The 15,852-nt window shown below is 71.5% G+C and carries 17 protein-coding genes; 5 read left to right on the top strand and 12 right to left on the bottom strand.

Annotation, left to right across the window (positions count from 1 at the left end):
* Positions 1 to 79: 79 nt before the first annotated feature.
* Positions 80 to 1,054: a YafY family protein gene (locus AB0M93_RS14330; RefSeq protein WP_364272782.1), complete on the top strand. Its 975-nt coding sequence runs from the start codon at positions 80 to 82 to the stop codon at positions 1,052 to 1,054.
* Positions 1,055 to 1,398: 344 nt separating this feature from the next.
* Here AB0M93_RS14330 and AB0M93_RS14325 read toward each other — a convergent pair whose 3' ends face one another.
* Positions 1,399 to 1,896, bottom strand: a complete 498-nt coding sequence (locus AB0M93_RS14325) for a helix-turn-helix domain containing protein (RefSeq protein ID WP_364272779.1) — start codon at positions 1,894 to 1,896, stop codon at positions 1,399 to 1,401.
* Between the two features lie 204 nt (positions 1,897 to 2,100).
* Positions 2,101 to 3,684, bottom strand: coding sequence for an alpha/beta hydrolase (locus AB0M93_RS14320; protein ID WP_364272776.1), 1,584 nt, complete (start codon positions 3,682 to 3,684; stop codon positions 2,101 to 2,103).
* A gap of 137 nt (positions 3,685 to 3,821) precedes the next feature.
* Here AB0M93_RS14320 and AB0M93_RS14315 point away from each other — a divergent pair, with 137 nt between their 5' ends.
* Positions 3,822 to 4,511: a DNA alkylation repair protein gene (locus AB0M93_RS14315; protein WP_364272773.1), complete on the top strand. Its 690-nt coding sequence runs from the start codon at positions 3,822 to 3,824 to the stop codon at positions 4,509 to 4,511.
* Between the two features lie 91 nt (positions 4,512 to 4,602).
* On the opposite strand, the gene pheT is transcribed toward AB0M93_RS14315, so the two are convergent.
* From pheT to infC, 7 genes are all read right to left on the bottom strand, one after another.
* Positions 4,603 to 7,167, bottom strand: a complete 2,565-nt coding sequence (gene pheT, locus AB0M93_RS14310) for a phenylalanine--tRNA ligase subunit beta (protein ID WP_364272770.1) — start codon at positions 7,165 to 7,167, stop codon at positions 4,603 to 4,605.
* Positions 7,167 to 8,228, bottom strand: a complete 1,062-nt coding sequence (gene pheS / locus AB0M93_RS14305; RefSeq protein WP_364272767.1) for a phenylalanine--tRNA ligase subunit alpha — start codon at positions 8,226 to 8,228, stop codon at positions 7,167 to 7,169. The genes pheT and pheS overlap by 1 nt, the downstream gene beginning before the upstream one ends.
* 133 nt (positions 8,229 to 8,361) lie before the next feature.
* Positions 8,362 to 9,198 carry a DUF6159 family protein gene (locus AB0M93_RS14300; RefSeq protein WP_364272764.1) on the bottom strand — a complete coding sequence of 279 codons (837 nt, stop codon included), beginning with the start codon at positions 9,196 to 9,198 and terminating at the stop codon, positions 8,362 to 8,364.
* A 51-nt stretch (positions 9,199 to 9,249) separates the two neighbouring features.
* Positions 9,250 to 10,065 (bottom strand): RNA methyltransferase, encoded by an 816-nt coding sequence (locus tag AB0M93_RS14295; RefSeq protein ID WP_364272919.1) that lies wholly within the window; start codon positions 10,063 to 10,065, stop codon positions 9,250 to 9,252.
* Positions 10,062 to 10,439, bottom strand: a complete 378-nt coding sequence (gene rplT / locus AB0M93_RS14290; RefSeq protein ID WP_004559056.1) for a 50S ribosomal protein L20 — start codon at positions 10,437 to 10,439, stop codon at positions 10,062 to 10,064. Before rplT ends, AB0M93_RS14295 begins: the two co-directional genes overlap by 4 nt.
* A gap of 67 nt (positions 10,440 to 10,506) precedes the next feature.
* Positions 10,507 to 10,701: a 50S ribosomal protein L35 gene (gene rpmI / locus AB0M93_RS14285; RefSeq protein ID WP_013227847.1), complete on the bottom strand. Its 195-nt coding sequence runs from the start codon at positions 10,699 to 10,701 to the stop codon at positions 10,507 to 10,509.
* Between the two features lie 66 nt (positions 10,702 to 10,767).
* Complete coding sequence (infC, locus tag AB0M93_RS14280) at positions 10,768 to 11,388, bottom strand: translation initiation factor IF-3 (protein ID WP_364272761.1); 621 nt, start codon at positions 11,386 to 11,388, stop codon at positions 10,768 to 10,770.
* A gap of 199 nt (positions 11,389 to 11,587) precedes the next feature.
* Between infC and AB0M93_RS14275 the strand changes: the two genes are divergently transcribed.
* From AB0M93_RS14275 to AB0M93_RS14265, 3 genes are all read left to right on the top strand, one after another.
* Positions 11,588 to 11,941, top strand: a complete 354-nt coding sequence (locus AB0M93_RS14275; RefSeq protein WP_364272758.1) for a DUF1844 domain-containing protein — start codon at positions 11,588 to 11,590, stop codon at positions 11,939 to 11,941.
* A gap of 87 nt (positions 11,942 to 12,028) precedes the next feature.
* Complete coding sequence (locus tag AB0M93_RS14270; RefSeq protein WP_364272916.1) at positions 12,029 to 12,634, top strand: GntR family transcriptional regulator; 606 nt, start codon at positions 12,029 to 12,031, stop codon at positions 12,632 to 12,634.
* Positions 12,631 to 13,626 (top strand): 1-aminocyclopropane-1-carboxylate deaminase, encoded by a 996-nt coding sequence (locus AB0M93_RS14265; protein WP_364272755.1) that lies wholly within the window; start codon positions 12,631 to 12,633, stop codon positions 13,624 to 13,626. The genes AB0M93_RS14270 and AB0M93_RS14265 overlap by 4 nt, the downstream gene beginning before the upstream one ends.
* Before the next feature lie 32 nt (positions 13,627 to 13,658).
* On the opposite strand, the gene AB0M93_RS14260 is transcribed toward AB0M93_RS14265, so the two are convergent.
* From AB0M93_RS14260 to AB0M93_RS14250, 3 genes are read right to left on the bottom strand one after another with little or no spacing between them, the layout of a single operon-like run.
* Positions 13,659 to 14,042 (bottom strand): RidA family protein, encoded by a 384-nt coding sequence (locus AB0M93_RS14260; RefSeq protein WP_004558798.1) that lies wholly within the window; start codon positions 14,040 to 14,042, stop codon positions 13,659 to 13,661.
* Positions 14,042 to 14,800: an IclR family transcriptional regulator gene (locus tag AB0M93_RS14255; RefSeq protein ID WP_364272752.1), complete on the bottom strand. Its 759-nt coding sequence runs from the start codon at positions 14,798 to 14,800 to the stop codon at positions 14,042 to 14,044. Before AB0M93_RS14255 ends, AB0M93_RS14260 begins: the two co-directional genes overlap by 1 nt.
* Positions 14,797 to 15,771 (bottom strand): sugar kinase, encoded by a 975-nt coding sequence (locus AB0M93_RS14250; protein WP_364272749.1) that lies wholly within the window; start codon positions 15,769 to 15,771, stop codon positions 14,797 to 14,799. The genes AB0M93_RS14255 and AB0M93_RS14250 overlap by 4 nt, the downstream gene beginning before the upstream one ends.
* Positions 15,772 to 15,852 lie beyond the last annotated feature (81 nt).

The raw sequence follows: 15,852 nt of genomic DNA, 5'->3' as shown, positions 1-15,852 counted from the left end.
ATGATTATGCATGCCCTTGCAAGTCTAAACAAACGGGTTTCCCGGGAAGTGGCGGCCGCCACCTTGGGATGCTGTGGCCATGACGGACACCCCGGCCCGGTTGCTCGGCCTGCTTTCGCTGCTCCAGACGCCCCGGGAGTGGCCGGGCAGCGAGCTCGCCGAGCGGCTCGGGGTCAGCCCGCGCACGATCCGCCGTGACATCGACCGGCTGCGTGAGCTCGGCTATCCGGTCGAGGCCAGCCGCGGCGTCGCGGGCGGGTACCGGCTGGTCGCCGGTACCGCGATGCCGCCCCTGGTGCTCGACGACGAGGAAGCCGTTGCGATCGCAGTGGTGCTGCGGACCGCCGCGGGGCAGTCGGTTTCCGGGATCGAGGAAGCGTCGGTGCGGGCGCTGGCCAAGCTGGAGCAGGTCCTGCCCGCCCGGCTGCGCCGCCGGGTGGGCACGATCGGCACGGCAACGGTCGCGGTGCCGGCCACCGGGCCGGTGGTCGACCCGGCGCAGCTGACGGTGTTCGCCGCGGCGATCACCAACCACGAGACGGTCCGGTTCCGCTACCGCGCCCACGACGGGGCCGAGACGCGCCGCCGGGCGGAGCCGCTTCGACTGGTCGCCGCCGGCCGCCGCTGGTACCTGGTGGCCTACGACCTCGACCGGGCGGACTGGCGCGTGTTCCGCGCCGACCGCGTCCGCGAAGCCCAGGCCACCGGCGGCCGGGTGGCGCGGCGCGAGCCGCCCGCCACGGACCTGGCGGCCTACGTGCTGGATCGCTTCTACGACTTGGCGCCGTCGTACCGGGCGGTGGCGGTCCTGGCGGAGCCGGCCGCGCAGGTCGCACCCCGCCTCGGCCAGGCGGCGGGCGAGCTGACCGACCTCGGCGACGGCCGGTGCCGGTGGCGGAGTCACGCGGACACGCTGGACTGGCTGGCGTTCCGGTTGCTCGGGCTCGGGTGTGCGTTCACGGTGGAGGAACCACCGGAACTGGTGGCGCACCTGAAGCTGCTGGCGGCCCGCGCCAACGCAGCGGCCGGGGACCGGCCGGTTGCCGCGCCTTGAGTCTGGTTGGCCGCCCGGCGGCCCGGACAAGGCTCGGGGCGTGAGGGAGCCAGGCCGGACGACCGAGTTCAGCCGGCCACCGCAAACCCGGCCGGCCAATCCGGCGAGCACCCGGCCCGGCCGGCTACGCCACGCGGCCGGCAACCAGCGCGTGACGCGACCCGGCCGGAGAACCGTGTCCGGCCCCCACCGACCGCGCACCACTTCACCAGCCACCGGGCACGTTCGCCGGCTCGCAAGGCCGATAATCAGCCACCCCACCGCTGTCCCTCCTGATTCAGCCCGACGTACCGCGGTCCGGCGGCGGTGGGACGGTCCACTGTGGACCGGCCCACCGCCGTCGCTCAGGTGGGTTCGCCTCCGTCCAGGTCCGTGCGCCTGCTCGGAGGCACCGGCAGGTAGCAGCCCGGGTTCTCCGGGTCGCAGCCCACGCGCGGGAGCCGGGCGCGGATGCCGCCGGGGGTGCGCTCGAAGTACGCCGCGATCTGCGCGACGCTCTCCCCCGCGATCCACCGGTGCTCCAGTTCCGCGTCCATCTCCTCGCTCCACGGGCGGCCCTGCTGGGCAGGGCGGCCGGCGGATCTTCGCCGCTGCGCCCGGCCATCGCCGGTTGCGGAGAGCAATCCCTCCGCGACCAGGTCGGCGACCGTGGCCGCCACCGCGACGTCCAGGTCGAGGCTGCCCTCGGCGACCGGTTCGCCGCCGGGGCCGCCGGCTTCCAGGGTGATCATCACCCGGGGTGTGGGTTCGGCGCGGTCGACGTCCGTCCTGGTCGCGACCACGATCTGGTAGGTGTTCTCCTGGGCCCGGATCTCGGTCCGGCGCTCTTCGATGATCGACATGCCACGAAGGTAGCGCGCACCCCCGACAGTTTTCGGCCACGCGCTGCTCACGGCCGGTTTCGCTCCGGAATTGTCGGACCCCTCCGCTAACGTCCCCGACGACCACGAACCGTCACGAAGGAGGCGACGATGGGACACCGGCGGACAAGACGCTGCCCCGGTCCGGGCGAGCCGGGCCGGGGCAGCGGGATGCAGCTGTTCCGATCAGAAGTGCAGCAGCTGGGCCAGCGTGCTCTGCTTCTCCTGGGCGGCCTTCGCGGAGTTGTCCGACTTCTGCGCCGCGGCGCCGTCGGGCACCGGCGGCGGCACCGGGCTGCACTGGACGTCCGAGTGGTTGCCGGGCTGGCGCTTCGGCAGGGTGCCGGTGGCCAGGTAGTCGGCGATCTTGTCGTCCACACAGGACACCCCGGACAGCGAACCGGCGTGCGTCGTGCCACCCGGCGCGCTGATCAGGCTCGAGTTCGGGAACCGCTTCCGGACCTCGAGGCTGCCGGTGTACGGCGTGGCGGCGTCGAGTTCCTCGCTGATCAGCAGGGCGCCGGCGACCTTGCGGCCGTCGATGTCCACCGGCTTGCCCGCCTTCGCCGGCCAGTACACGCAGGGCGCGTTGAACCAGGCGTTGCCCCAGGTCTCGAACGGGGCCTTGAAGTAGGTCAGCCAGTTGTCGATCCGCCACTTGTTCCAGCTGGTCGGCCACTGCACGTCGGTGCACTGCACGCCCAGGTACACGGCGAAGCCGTTGTCGTTGCCCGGCGGGTTCGAGGCGTCGTAGAGCTCCTTCAGCGTCTGCCAGTCACCCTTGTGCACGTAGCCGTCGAAGGCCTTGGCCATGTCGACCCAGCCGAAGACGTAGTAACCGGCCTGCAGGAAGATGTCGGTCCACTCGTCGCCGCCGATGACGCCGCCCGCCGGGTTCTTGGCGAGCTTGCGCTGGGTGTCGTACCAGAGCTTCTCGACGGCGTCGCCGGTCGTGCCCAGGTGGTAGACGTCGTCGTACTTGGCCAGCCAGTCGAAGTAGATCTTGATGTTCTTGTCGAAGGCGACGTCCTGGTCGAGGTTGGCCTCGTACCAGACCTTCCGCGGGTCGACGTTGCCGTCGAGCACCATCCGCCGGACGTTCTTCGGGTACAGCGTGCTGTACACCTGGCCGAGGTAGGTGCCGTAGGAGAAGCCGTAGTAGTTGATCTGCTTCTCGCCCAGCGCCTTGCGCAGGCTGTCCATGTCCTGCGCGACGTCGGTCGTCTTGAGGTGCTCGAGGATCTCGCCGTTCTTGCGGCACGCGTCGGCGTAGCCCTTCGACCGGGCGAGCCAAGTCTTCTCCAGCTGCGGCGTGGTCGGCACGTAGGCGGGCCGGTTGTAGCTGAAGTAGTTCCCGTCGCAGCTGATCGCGGGCTTGCTGGACCCGACGCCCCGCGGGTCGAAGCCGATCCAGTCGTAGTTGTCACCCGCGTGGTTCGGCACGTACTTGCCGAGCACCGACAGGCCGAGGCCGGAGCCACCGGGGCCGCCCGGGTTCACCAGCATGATGCCCTGGGACTGCGCGGTCTTGTGCTTGATCCGCGACACCGCGACGGAGACCTTCGTCCCGCGCGGCTTCGCGTAGTCCATCGGCACTTCGAGGAAGCCGCATTCGGCGCCGTTGGCCTTGAGGCTCGCCGACGCGCAGGGGCCCCAGGCGATCGGCGCGGGGCTGAACTGCACCGCGGGATCCGCCGACGCGGCGGGCGCGGCGGCCATCAGCCCGGCCGCGAGCCCCGCAGCGGCAACGGCGGCAACGATTCTTTTCACAGTCATCCTTTTCGTCCGCATTCGACAGCGTTCGCCAGATTTCGACGAAACTACCGGCAACCCTGGACAATCTCGCTGACCGACGCGGCTTTCGCCATCCGCCTTTCGTCGGTACCTGTGCGGCGACGGGAGGACGGATGACCGCGGACGAAGAGCTGCTCAAGGAGATCCGCGACGGGCTCGCGGAGCTGGCAGACGCGGCGAAAGCCCCGGCGATGCAGGCGTACATGAAGTCAGCCATGCCGTTCCGCGGCGTGCCGAAACCCCAGCGCAGCGCGCTCCTCAAGCAGGTCATGGCCGACCACATCCTGCCGGATCGGGTGACATATTCGGCGACTGTCCTGGAGCTGTGGCGGGCCGCCGAATACCGCGAGGAGCGCTACGCGGCGATCGATCTTTCGGGGTACCGGGCGTATCGGCAGTGGCAGGATCCGGCGCTGCTCCCGGTGTACGAGGAAATGATCGTCAGCGGGGCGTGGTGGGACTACGTGGACGAGCTCGCGATCCGCCGGATCGGCCCGATCCTGCGGGCCGATCGTGCGGAGGTCACGCCGGTCATGCGGGCGTGGACGGCCGACGCGAACCTCTGGCGCCGGCGCACGGCGATCATCTGCCAGGTCGGAGCCAAGGAGGACACGGACACGGACCTGCTCCGGGACGCGATCGAGCCGGCGATCGCCGAGCCGGAGTTCTTCCTGCGGAAGGGCATCGGCTGGGCACTGCGGGACTACGCGAAGACGGCGCCCGACTGGGTCCGCTCGTTCGTGGACGACCACCCGGCGCTGTCCGGGTTGTCGAGGAGGGAGGCGCTCAAGCACATCGGCTGAGCCGGCCTGCGTGCCTGGAGGGTCGGGTGGCGGGGCGGGAGGGGGTGAGGGGCCGGTTTGCCGGCCCCTCACCCCGCGTCCTGCCGAGGTGTCAGGCGCGCAATGTTGCGCTGAAGCGCTCGCCTGCTGCCGCCACTGCTGCGTCGCGGGCCTTTGTGGCCTCGTCGACCGTCAGGGTCCGGTCCGGTGCCCGGAACCGCAGCTTGTACGCCAGGGATCGCTTGCCCTCGCCCACCTGCTCGCCCGCGTACACGTCGAACAGGGTGATCTCCTCCAGCAGCTCGCCCGCGCCCGTGCGCAGGACCTCCGCCAGGTCCGCCGAAGGCACATCGGCCGCGGCCACCAGGGCCACGTCCAGCAGCACCGGGGGGTAGCCCGACACGCTCGGGGCCGGGCGGGCGTCCGGCAGCGGGATCGCGTCCAGGTCCAGCTCCATCGCCACCGTCCGGGGCGGTAGGCCCAGGGCCTCGACCACCTTCGGGTGCAGCTCGCCCGCGTGGCCGACCGGCCAGTCGCCGACGCGCAGCTGGGCGCAGCGGCCCGGGTGCCACGGCGGCAGGTCGGCCGCCTGGACCGTCAGCTCGACGCCCGCCGCCTCCGCGACCGTGCGGGCCGCCTGGACCGCGTCGGCCCAGTTCGCCTGCTCGCCTTCGCCCCACCAGCCCGCTCGGCGCCGGTTGCCCGCCAGGACCACCGCCACGTGCAGCGGCTGCAGCGGCACCGCGGCCTCCAGCAGCGCCAGCTCCTCGTCCGTCGGGCGCCGGTCGACGCCGAGGGCCGGGATCTTCAGCGGGTTCGGGGCTGGGAGGACCACCTGGCCGATGTGGTACAGCGAGACGTCCTTCATCCCGCGCGACACGTTGCGCTGCAACGTGTCCAGCAAGCCCGGGAGCAACGTCGTCGCCAGGCGGTTGCGGTCGGCCTCCAGCGGGTTGCGGACTACGACCGTCTTGCGGCGGACGTCGTCCTCCGGCAGGCCGAAAGCGTCCCAGACCGCGTCGCCGACGAACGGGAACGGCCGGACCTCGACGTACCCCGCCTCGGCCAGCGCCCGGGCCACGCTGCGGACCCGCCGCTGCGCGTCGGTCAGGCCGCGGCCGGCCGGGGCCGCCGGGAGCTCCGACGGGATGCTGTCGTAGCCCTCCAAGCGCAGCACCTCCTCGACCAGGTCCGCCGGCTGGCGCAGGTCGCCGCGCCAGGACGGCGGGATCGCCGTGACCAGGCCTGTTCCGTCGTCGCCCGTGCTGACGGTGACCTTGCAGCCGATCTGGGTCAGCCGGCGGACCGTGACGCCGCGCTGGTAGCTCACGCCGGCGACCTTGTCCGGCAGGTTGATCGGCATCACGACCGGCGGGTTCGGCTCGACCGTGCCCTCGTCGGTGCGGCCGGGCTGGATCGCCGCGTCGCCGTACTGGCGCAGCAACCGGGCCGCCAGCTCGACGGCCGCCGCGCACAGCTGCGGGTCGGTGAACCGCTCGAACCGCTTGGCCGCCTCCGAGAACAGCTTGTGCCGGCGCGCCGTGCGGCTGATCGCCGCCGGGTTCCAGTGCGCCGCCTCGAGCAGGACGTCGGTGCTCTCCGCCGTGATCTCGGTGCTCGCGCCGCCCATCGTGCCCGCCAGCGAGATGACCCCGCTGTCGTCGGCGATGACGATGTCGTCCGGGTCGAGCGTGCGCTCGACGTCGTCCAGGGTGGTCAGCTTCTCGCCCGGCTTCGCCCGGCGCACCACCAGGTCGCCCTGGATGGCCTTGGTGGCGAACGCGTGCAGCGGGTGCCCGAGCTCGAGCATCACGTAGTTCGTGACGTCCACGGCCAGGGAGATCGACCGGATGCCGGCCAGCATCAGCCGCCGCCGCATCCACCACGGGGTCGGTGCCGTCGCGTCCAGGCCGGTGACCCGGCGCAGCACGAACCGCGGGCAGCCCTCGGTGTCCTCGACGTGCACCGGCCAGGCGTCGCCCTCGGCCGCGGGGACCTCCAGCAGGGCCGGGTCGCCGAAGGGCACGTCGAGCGCGTTCGACAGCTCGCGGGCCAGGCCGCGGATCGACAGCGCGTAGCCGCGGTCCGGGGTCGGGGCCAGCTCGATCACCGAGTCGTTCAGGCCGAGCAGCTCGCTCGCGTCGTCGCCCGGGCTGGCCGTGCCCGGCGGCAGCACGAGGATGCCCGTGTGGTCGTCGCCGAGGCCCAGCTCGCGCGCCGAGCAGATCATGCCGTCGCTGATCCGGCCGTAGGTCTTGCGGGCGGCGATGGTGAAGTCGCCGGGCAGGACCGCGCCGGGCAGCGCGACGACGACCAGGTCGCCCTCGGTGAAGTTGCGCGCGCCGCAGATGATGCCGCGGGTCTTGATGCCGTGCGGGCCCTCGTCGAACTCGCCCGCTTCGTCGTCGTCCTCGTCGTCGAGTTCTTCGTCGTCCAGCGCGTCGACATCGGCGGGCTCGCCGACGTCGACGCGGCAGAAGCGCACCGGCTTCTTGAACTCGGTGAGCTCCTCGACCTCGGCGACCCGGCCGACGACCAGCGGGCCGGTCACGGGACCGAGCTCGCTGAGGTCGTCGACCTCGACGCCGATCCGGACGAACGCGTCGGCCAGGTCCTGCGGGGTGACCTCTTCAGCGAGCTCGAGGTGTTCGGTCAGCCAGCTGACTGGGACTCGCACTACGCCTCCGTTCCGAAGGGAAGGGTGAAGCGGACGTCGCCCTCCACCATGTCGCGCATGTCCGGGATCCCGTTGCGGAACTGCAGGGTGCGCTCGATGCCCATGCCGAAGGCGAAGCCCGAGTACACCTCGGGGTCGACGCCGCAGGCGCGCAGCACGTTCGGGTTGACCATGCCGCAGCCACCCCATTCGACCCAGCCGGGGCCGCCCTTCTTCTCCTCGAACCAGACGTCCACCTCGGCGGACGGCTCGGTGAACGGGAAGAAGTGCGGGCGCAGGCGCGTCTTCGAGTTCTCCCCGAACATCGCGCGGGCGAAGGCGTCCAGCGTGCCCTTGAGGTGCGCCATCGTGATGCCCTTGTCGACGGCGAGGCCCTCGACCTGGGTGAACACCGGGGTGTGGGTCGAGTCGAGCTCGTCGGTGCGGTAGGTCCGGCCGGGGCACACGACGTACACCGGCAGGTCGCGGTGCAGCAGCGTGCGGGCCTGGACCGGCGAGGTGTGCGTGCGCAGCACCAGGCCGGAGTCCTCTTCGCCGACGTAGAACGTGTCCTGCAGCTGGCGGGCCGGGTGGTCCTTGCCGAAGTTCAGCGCGTCGAAGTTGAACCATTCGGCTTCGAGCTCCGGGCCCTCGGCGACCTCGTAGCCCATCGCGACGAAGGCGTCCGCGACGCGTTCGGAGATGGTGCTGATCGGGTGCCGGGCACCGCGCGGGACGCGGTCCCACGGCAGGGTGACGTCGACGGCCTCCTCGCGCAGCACACGCTCGTCGCGCTCCACCTGCAGCTCGGCGCGGCGCTTGTCGAAAGCCGCCTGGACGGCCTGGCGGGCCTCGTTGACGCGCTTGCCGGCCTCGGCCTTCTCCTGTTTGGGCAGTGCGCCGATCTCGCGGCGGGCCAGCAGCAGCGGCGCGTGGTCGCCGAGGTGCGCCGGCTTGACCTCCGCCAGCGCTTCGAGCCCGGTCGCGGCGGCGAACGCCGCCTGGGCGGCCTTGACCGCCTCCTGCAGCGTCTCGGGGGCGAGTACCGCGCCCTGGGCTTCCTTCTCCGTGGCTCCGGACATAACTCCTCGGCGTCCGCTGGGACTGGTCGTTCGCGCTCCGCCGCACACGGCGCGCGAGAGGTCAAAGGCGGGAAAAGTCTATGGGATCGGGTCCGCACGCCCCCGGTCGCCCCGGGGGCGTGCGGACGCACGGTCAGCGCGCGTGGAACGCCCCGGCGAAGTCGACCGACGCGAACTCGCCGGGCACCACGCCGTCGGCGGCGTAGCGGTACAGGGCGGTCTGGTAGATGCCGGACAAAGTGGTGGTGAAGACCGCCACCAGCAAGGTCCAGACGATCGCCAGCCCGACCGCGGCGAACACCGTGGCCGTGCCGCCGAGCAGGAAGCCGCCGCCGAGGAACACGACGTACCCGGCCAGGGTGAGCAGGAACCCGATGAGGCCGAGGCCGGCGGTGCCGGCGACGTTCTCGCCCCAGGCGCGGCGGAACAGCTCGACCGAGCGCTTGACGCCGTCGCGGACGCCGGCGCCCTCGAGCATGACCACCGGCAGCACGAGGAACGTGGTCAGCCGCCAGGCCAGGCCGACCAGGCTGCTGACGATGCTCCCGAGGAAGCCGAGCCGCTCCTCCACGGTCCGCAGGACGAGGCTGACCGTCGCGGTGACGCCGGCCCAGCCGAGCAGCGCCGGCCAGCGACGGCTCGCCGCGGCCAGGCCCGCGCCGACGCCCGGCACCCCGCCGTCACCGCGCAGCGCGAGGTCCGCCTGGGAGATCAAGGCGGCGTTGAAGAAGATCGTGACGAACGCGGAGACGAGGTAGAACGCCCCGAGCAGCACCCACGAGGTGGCGGTGATCCGGCCGTCACCGGTGATTTCGGCGTGCGAGGCGAAGAACGCCGGGGTGAGGAAGGCCGCGGCGACCAGCAGCCCGGTGATCCCGGCGAGCACCGGGAACCACGCCAGGCCCTTGTGGGCGCGCAGCACCCGGAACGAGGCGACGAACAACGCGTACGACCGAGCGAGCCTGCCCACGGATCCCCCCCCAAGTGGCCACAATGGATACCGCGGCAGCCTACTCGCAGGTCAGCGCCGCGCCGCCATCGCACTCGTGTAGACGCAGACGGCGGCCGCGGTGGCCAGGTTGAGGCTTTCCGCGCGGCCGTACAGGGGGATGCGGACGGCGAGGTCGGTCCGGTCGAGGACGTCGGCGGGCAGGCCGTGGGCCTCGTTGCCGAACACCCACGCGGTGGGCGTGGCCAGGTCCACCCGATCGAGTTCGGCGTCGGCGTAGCCGTGCGCGGCGAGCGTCCGCAGGCCCGCGGCCGAACAGGCGGCCAGCGCGGCGGGGACGTCGCGGACGCGCGCGATCGGCAGGTGGAACAGGCTGCCCGCGGCGGCGCGGACGCACTTGCCGTTGTGCGGGTCGACCGTGTCGCCCGCCAGGACCACCGCGTCGGCGCCGGCCGCGTCGGCGACGCGGATCACGGTGCCCGCGTTGCCGGGGTCGGCGACGTCGACCAGGACCACCACGAGCCGGGCGGCCGGGGTCACGGCTTCGGCGAGGGGCCGGTCCAGCAGCGCGCAGACGGCCACGATGCCCTGGGGCGTCACGGTTTCCGACAGTCCGCCGGCGGCGCGGTCGGTGATCGGCGAGACCGGGACACCGGCCTCGTGGGCGGCGTCGACCAGATCCCCGTGTTGCTCCGCCGCGCGCGCGGTGACGAACAGCTCGTGCACGGTGCCGTCCGCCAAAGCGGCCTCGACGGCGTTGGCGCCTTCGGCCAGGAACCGGCCGGTCTTGTCGCGTTCCGCGCGCCGCGTCAGCTTGCGCGCAGCAACGACCCGGGGGGTCCGTTCGGTGAACGGATCCGCCCCGGGCCGGGGAAAGCTGCCGGTCAGGCCGACTTCGCTTCGCCGGTGTTCACGTTGGCCTTGGCGAGCTCGGCCAGCGCGGTGAAGGCGGCGGCGTCGTTGACGGCGAGGTCCGCGAGGATCTTGCGGTCGACCTCGACACCCGCGGCCTTGATGCCCTGGATGAACCGGTTGTAGGTCACGCCGTTGGCGCGGGCGGCCGCGTTGATGCGGGTGATCCACAGCTGGCGGAAGTCACCCTTGCGGGCACGGCGGTCCCGGTAGGCGTAGTTGAGCGAGTGAAGCGTCTGCTCCTTGGCCTTGCGGTACAGCCGCGAACGCTGGCCGCGGTAGCCGCTGGCCAGTTCGAGAGTTGCGCGACGCTTCTTCTGGGCGTTGACCGCCCGCTTGACGCGTGCCACGGGTCCATCCTGTCGATCTCAGGGGGCGAGGGGGCCGCCCCGGGTGGTTACAGCAAGTTCTGCGGGATCAGATGCCGAGCAGGCGCTTGAGACGGCCGGCCTCGGTCTTCGACACCTCGGTGGTGCCCTCGAGACGGCGGGTCACGCGGCTGGACTTCTTCTCCATGCGGTGGCGCCGGCCGGTCATCTGGCGGCGCAGCTTGCCCGTCCCCGTCTTGCGGATGCGCTTGGACGTCCCGCTGTGGGTCTTCATCTTCGGCATTTTGTCCTCTTTCGTGCGGCGGCTCACCGGAGAACCGGTGAGCCGCTGACATGTGCTGGTCGGCGCTTACGCCTCAGGGGCCGGGTCGGGCGCCTGCTCGGCCTTGGCCTTCGGCTTCACGTTCTTGTGCGGGGCCAGCACCATGATCATGTTGCGGCCGTCCTGCTTCGCCGACGACTCGACGAAACCGAGCTCGGTGACGTCCTCGGCGAGCTTCTGCAGCAGCCGGTAGCCGAGCTCCGGCCGGGACTGCTCGCGGCCGCGGAACATGATCGTGACCTTGACCTTGTTGCCCGCCGCCAGGAAGCGCGACACGTGACCCTTCTTGGTCTCGTAGTCGTGCTGGTCGATCTTGGGGCGCAGCTTCTGTTCCTTGATGACGGTCAGCTGCTGGTTGCGACGCGACTCGCGGGCCTTCTGCGCGCTCTCGTACTTGAACTTGCCGAAGTCCATGAGCTTGCACACCGGCGGGCGGGCCTGCGGCGCGACCTCGACGAGGTCGAGGTCGTTCTCCTGCGCCAGGCGCAGCGCATCCTCGATCCGGACGATGCCGACCTGTTCGCCGGCGGGGCCGACGAGTCGGACCTCCGGCACCCGGATTCGGTCGTTGATGCGTGTCTCGGAGCTGATGGGGCCTCCTTGGTCCGAGGAATGTTTCCTGTTCTCGTTTCGACCTGGTGCCCACATAGCGAAGGCCCCGACACCGTTTCGGTGCGCGGGGCCCACTCTGTTTCCGATCGTGCCCCGGAGGACACTTCTTCACCCTGGGCTGCACGCCCGGGCGAGACCGGACCCGGCCGCCTGTACGGTGACGCGGGTGGGAGCGGGGCTCCACTTGCCGCCCCCGATCGCTCGGGGGCTGGTCGCTCGTGGAAGGGTACCAGACGTGTCAGAACAACCCTCCGAACAGCCCCCGTATTCCTCCCGCGACCTCGAGGAGATCCCGAGCGTGGAGGTGATCAGCCGCGCGGCGGTGATGCTGCTGTCGGCCGGCGCCGAACGCCTGGGCCTCGCGGACGCCGACCCGGAGACGTCGCCACACCGCGACCTCGACGAGGCGCGCCGCCTGATCACCGCGCTGGCCGGGCTCGTGACGGCCTCGGCGGAGTACCTGGGCCTGCACGCCGGCCCGTTGCGCGACGGCCTCCAGTCGCTCCAGAAGGCGTTCCGCGAAGCGTCGGTCGTCCCCGATCCGCCCGGTCAGGGCCCGGGGGAAAAATACACCGGCCCCGTCTACTGACATTTCACTCGCTCGGGCTCTGGCCCGGCGAGCTTGCTGACAGCTAACATGTTAGATGTGAGTCTCTCAAAGGTCAGCCGCCCGCTCCTGCGCGACGAGGCGTACGACCGCATCCGGCAGGCCATCGTCGACGGCACCCTGCCGCCCGGCACCCCCCTGCGCGACGGCGACCTCGCCGACCAGCTCGGCCTCTCGAAAGCCCCCGTCCGGGAGGCCCTCCGGCGGCTGGCCGACGACGGCCTCGTCGACTCCAAGCCGCAGAGCTACACGCGGGTCTCCGACGTCATGTCCCGCGACGTCGTCGACGCTCGGCAGATCGTGCGCGTGCTGCACGAGTTCGCGGTGCGGGAGGCGGCCGCGAGGTGCCGGCCGGCCGACATCGCCGCGATGCGCGCGGCCAACGACCGCTTCGCCAAGGCGATCGAGGCCCGGGACATCGCGGCCGCGGTCCAGGCGGATGACGAACTGCACGACGTCCCGGTCCGGCTGGCGGGAAACGCCGCCGTCGCCGCGACGCTCGACCGCTACACCCCGCTACTGCGCCGCCTGGAGCACGCGCGCTTCAGCTCGACGCTCGCTTGGAACTCGGTGGAGCGCCACACGCACCTGATCGACGCGCTCGAAGCCCACGACACCGAAACCGCCGTCTCGGTGATCTCGACCATCTGGACCGACCTGCTGGAGGACCTGTGACCCTCGCCGACTTCCCCCGCTTCCCGCTGCTGTTCGGCCCGTCGCCGGTGCACCCGCTGGACCGGCTGACCGCCCACCTCGGCGGCGCGCAGGTCTGGGCCAAGCGCGAGGACGTGAACTCCGGCCTGGCCTTCGGCGGGAACAAGACCCGCAAGCTGGAGTACCTGGTCGCCGACGCGCTCGCCCAGGGCGCCGACACGCTCGTCTCCATCGGCGGCGTCCAGTCCAACCACACCCGCCAGGTCGCCGCGGCCGCCGCGCGCGCCGGGCTCAAGGCCGTGCTCGTGCAGGAGAGCTGGGTCGACTGGCACGACCCGCTCTACGACAAGGTCGGCAACATCCAGCTGTCGCGGATCCTCGGCGCGGACGTCCGGCTCGTCGAAGCGGGCTTCGGCATCGGCTTCAAGCAGGCTTGGGAGGACGCCGTCGCCGAGATCGAGGCCGGCGGCGGGAAGCCGTACGCCATTCCCGCCGGCGCCTCCGACCACCGGCTCGGCGGACTGGGCTTCGCGAACTGGATCGTCGAACTCGAGCAGCAGGAAGAAGAACTGGGCGTCTTCTTCGACACCGTGATCGTCTGCTCGGTCACCGGCAGCACCCAGGGCGGGATGGTCGCCGGGACCACCATCGGCAAGAAGCGGCGCATCCTCGGCATCGACGCCTCCGCCAAGCCGGCCGAGACCCGCGAGCAGGTCACGCGCATCGCGCGCACCACCGCCGAGCTGATCGGCGCCGGCGAGATCCCCGACGTCGAGCTGGACGACCGCTACCACGCCGGGATCTACGGCATCCCGGACAAGTCCACTGTGGACGCCATCGGGACGTGCGCGCGGCTGGAGGGGATGATCACCGACCCGGTGTACGAAGGCAAGTCGATGGCGGCCCTCATCGACCTGGTCGGCCGCGGCGAGATCCCGCGCGACTCGAACGTGCTCTACGCCCACCTCGGCGGGCAGCCCGCGCTCAACGGCTACACGAGCGTCCTCGGCTGAGTGCCCCGGGGCCGGAACCCCGGGGCCGAACCTCAGTCCAGCACGCAGAGGACGTCGATCTCGACGAGCAGTTCGCCCGGGAGCCCGACGTACACCGTCGTGCGCGCCGCGTGCGGGGCGTCGCCGATCAGCTCGTTGTAGACCTCGTTGAACGGCGCGAAGTGGGCCGTGTCGGTCAGGTACACCCGGACCATGATGGCGTCGGCGAGGCTCGCGCCCGCCTCGGCCAGCACGGCCTCGATGTTCTTGAACGTCTGCCGGGTCTGGCCGACCACGTCGTCACCGACGATTTCGTTCGTGGCCGGGTCGAACGCGACCTGGCCGGCGACCTGCAGCAGGTTCCCCTTGCGGACGGCCTGCGAGAACTTCGCCGGCGGCTTCGGCGCGTTCTCGGTGGAAACTGCCGTCTTGCTCATCAGTGCCCCTTTCCGTTCTCCGTCCATCCACTGTGGACGGAAGCTTCCTTCGTGGCGGCCCGGAGCTCGGGCACCAGGGCCAGCAGGCCGTCGTAGTCGAGCAGCACCTTCGGCACGGACATCGACGCGGCGGCCAGCACCTCGCCGCCGGTCCCCCGCACCGGCGCGGCGATGCAGTGGATGAAGTCCTCGTGCTCGGCGTTGTCGACGGCGTACCCGAGCTGGGCCACGCGTTCGAGCTCGGCGAGGTACGCCTCGGGCGTGGTGATCGTGTTCGGCGTCCGCACGGGGTACTCGATCGACCGCGCGATCTCTTCGCGGCGGGCCGCGGGCATCGCCGCGACCAGCACTTTCCCCACCGCCGTGCAGTGCAGCGGCGCGCGCTTGCCGATGCGCGAGTACATCCGCACCGAGTGCCGGCCTTCGAACTTGTCGATGTAGACGACTTCGCCGTCCTCGTAGCTGGCCAGGTGCACGGTGTGCCCGGTGCGCGCGTTGAGGGCCGCCAACGCCGGCTGGGCGCTGCGGCGGACGTCGAAGGAGTCCAGGGCCTGGTTGGCTAGGTCGAACATGGCGCTGCCCAGCCGGTAGTGCCGGGCGCCTTCGCGGCGGACGAAGTGGTGCTGCTCGAGGGTGCGCAGCAGCCGCAGCACCGTCGACTTGTGCACGCCGATCTCGTCGGCGAGGTCGTCGAGGGTGCGGGCGTCCTTCGCGATCGACCCCAGCAGCGTCAGCGCGCGGTCCAAGCTCTGACTCATGGGAGCACCACACCCTCTCCGGTCAGCCGCGCCGAACGCCACTCGTCCGGGTCCGCCCGCAGCAGGGTAGCCACGACGCCGGCGGGCAGCGGTACCCCGACGTCGTCGTGGGTGAGCAGGGTGACGGCGGCCTGCAGGTGCCCCTGCCGCAGCCGTTCCAGCGGCGTGGCGCCGCGCAAGGTCGCGGCGAGGAACCCGGCGGCGAACGCGTCGCCTGCCCCGACCGGCTCGACGACGTCGACCTGCAGCGCGGGCGCGAACAGCGGTTCGCCTTCGACCAGCGTCGCGCCGCGCTCGCCGTGCTTGACGACCAGCGTGCGCGGCCCGGGGAGCAGCGCCCGCAGTTCCGCCGGATCACCGGTCCCCCACACCTGCTCGGCCTCGTCGTCGCCGGTCAGGACGATGTCGGCCTGGCCGGCCAGCTCGGCGAGCAGCCGGGGGTCCCGGCCCGCCCAGAGCGCCGGGCGCAGGTTGACGTCGAAGGAGATCAGCCGGTCGCCGCGGGGCAGCGCCAGGAGCGCGCGCACCAGCGCGAGGCAGCTGTCCGAGAGCGCGGGCGTGATCCCCGACAGGTGCAGCACGCGGACACCGTCGAGGTCGAGCCGGTCCAGCAGCGACGGGCCCATCCCGGACGCCGCCGAGCCGGCCCGGTAGTAGCGCACGGGACTGCCGCCGGCGCCGCTTTCCTTGACGTACAACCCGGTCGGGCGCGTCGGGTCGACAACGCACGCACTGACGTCGACACCGTGGGAAGCGACTTCGCGCAGCATCGCGCGGCCGAACGGGTCGTCGCCGACCGCGCTCACCCAGCCGCTCGACACACCCAGCGTGGGCAGGTTGCAGGCCACGTTCGACTCGGCGCCGCCGATGGTGCGCACCCAGCGCTTCACCTCGTCCGGCGGGCCGGGTTCGGCGGGCACGAACAACGCCATCGTCTCGCCCACGCACAGCACCTTGGGCCCGCTCGTCACTTTCCGTCTCCCTGCCCTTCACCCCGTTGACCTGTGGCGACCCGGATGCTACACCTATGGCACTCAAAATGCGCAACAGTC

Source organism: Amycolatopsis sp. NPDC051102 (genome assembly GCF_040682815.1).
GTDB lineage: Bacteria > Actinomycetota > Actinomycetes > Mycobacteriales > Pseudonocardiaceae > Amycolatopsis.
The sequence above is the reverse complement of the archived record's forward strand: the minus strand, read 5'-3'. Positions and strand labels throughout refer to the sequence as shown.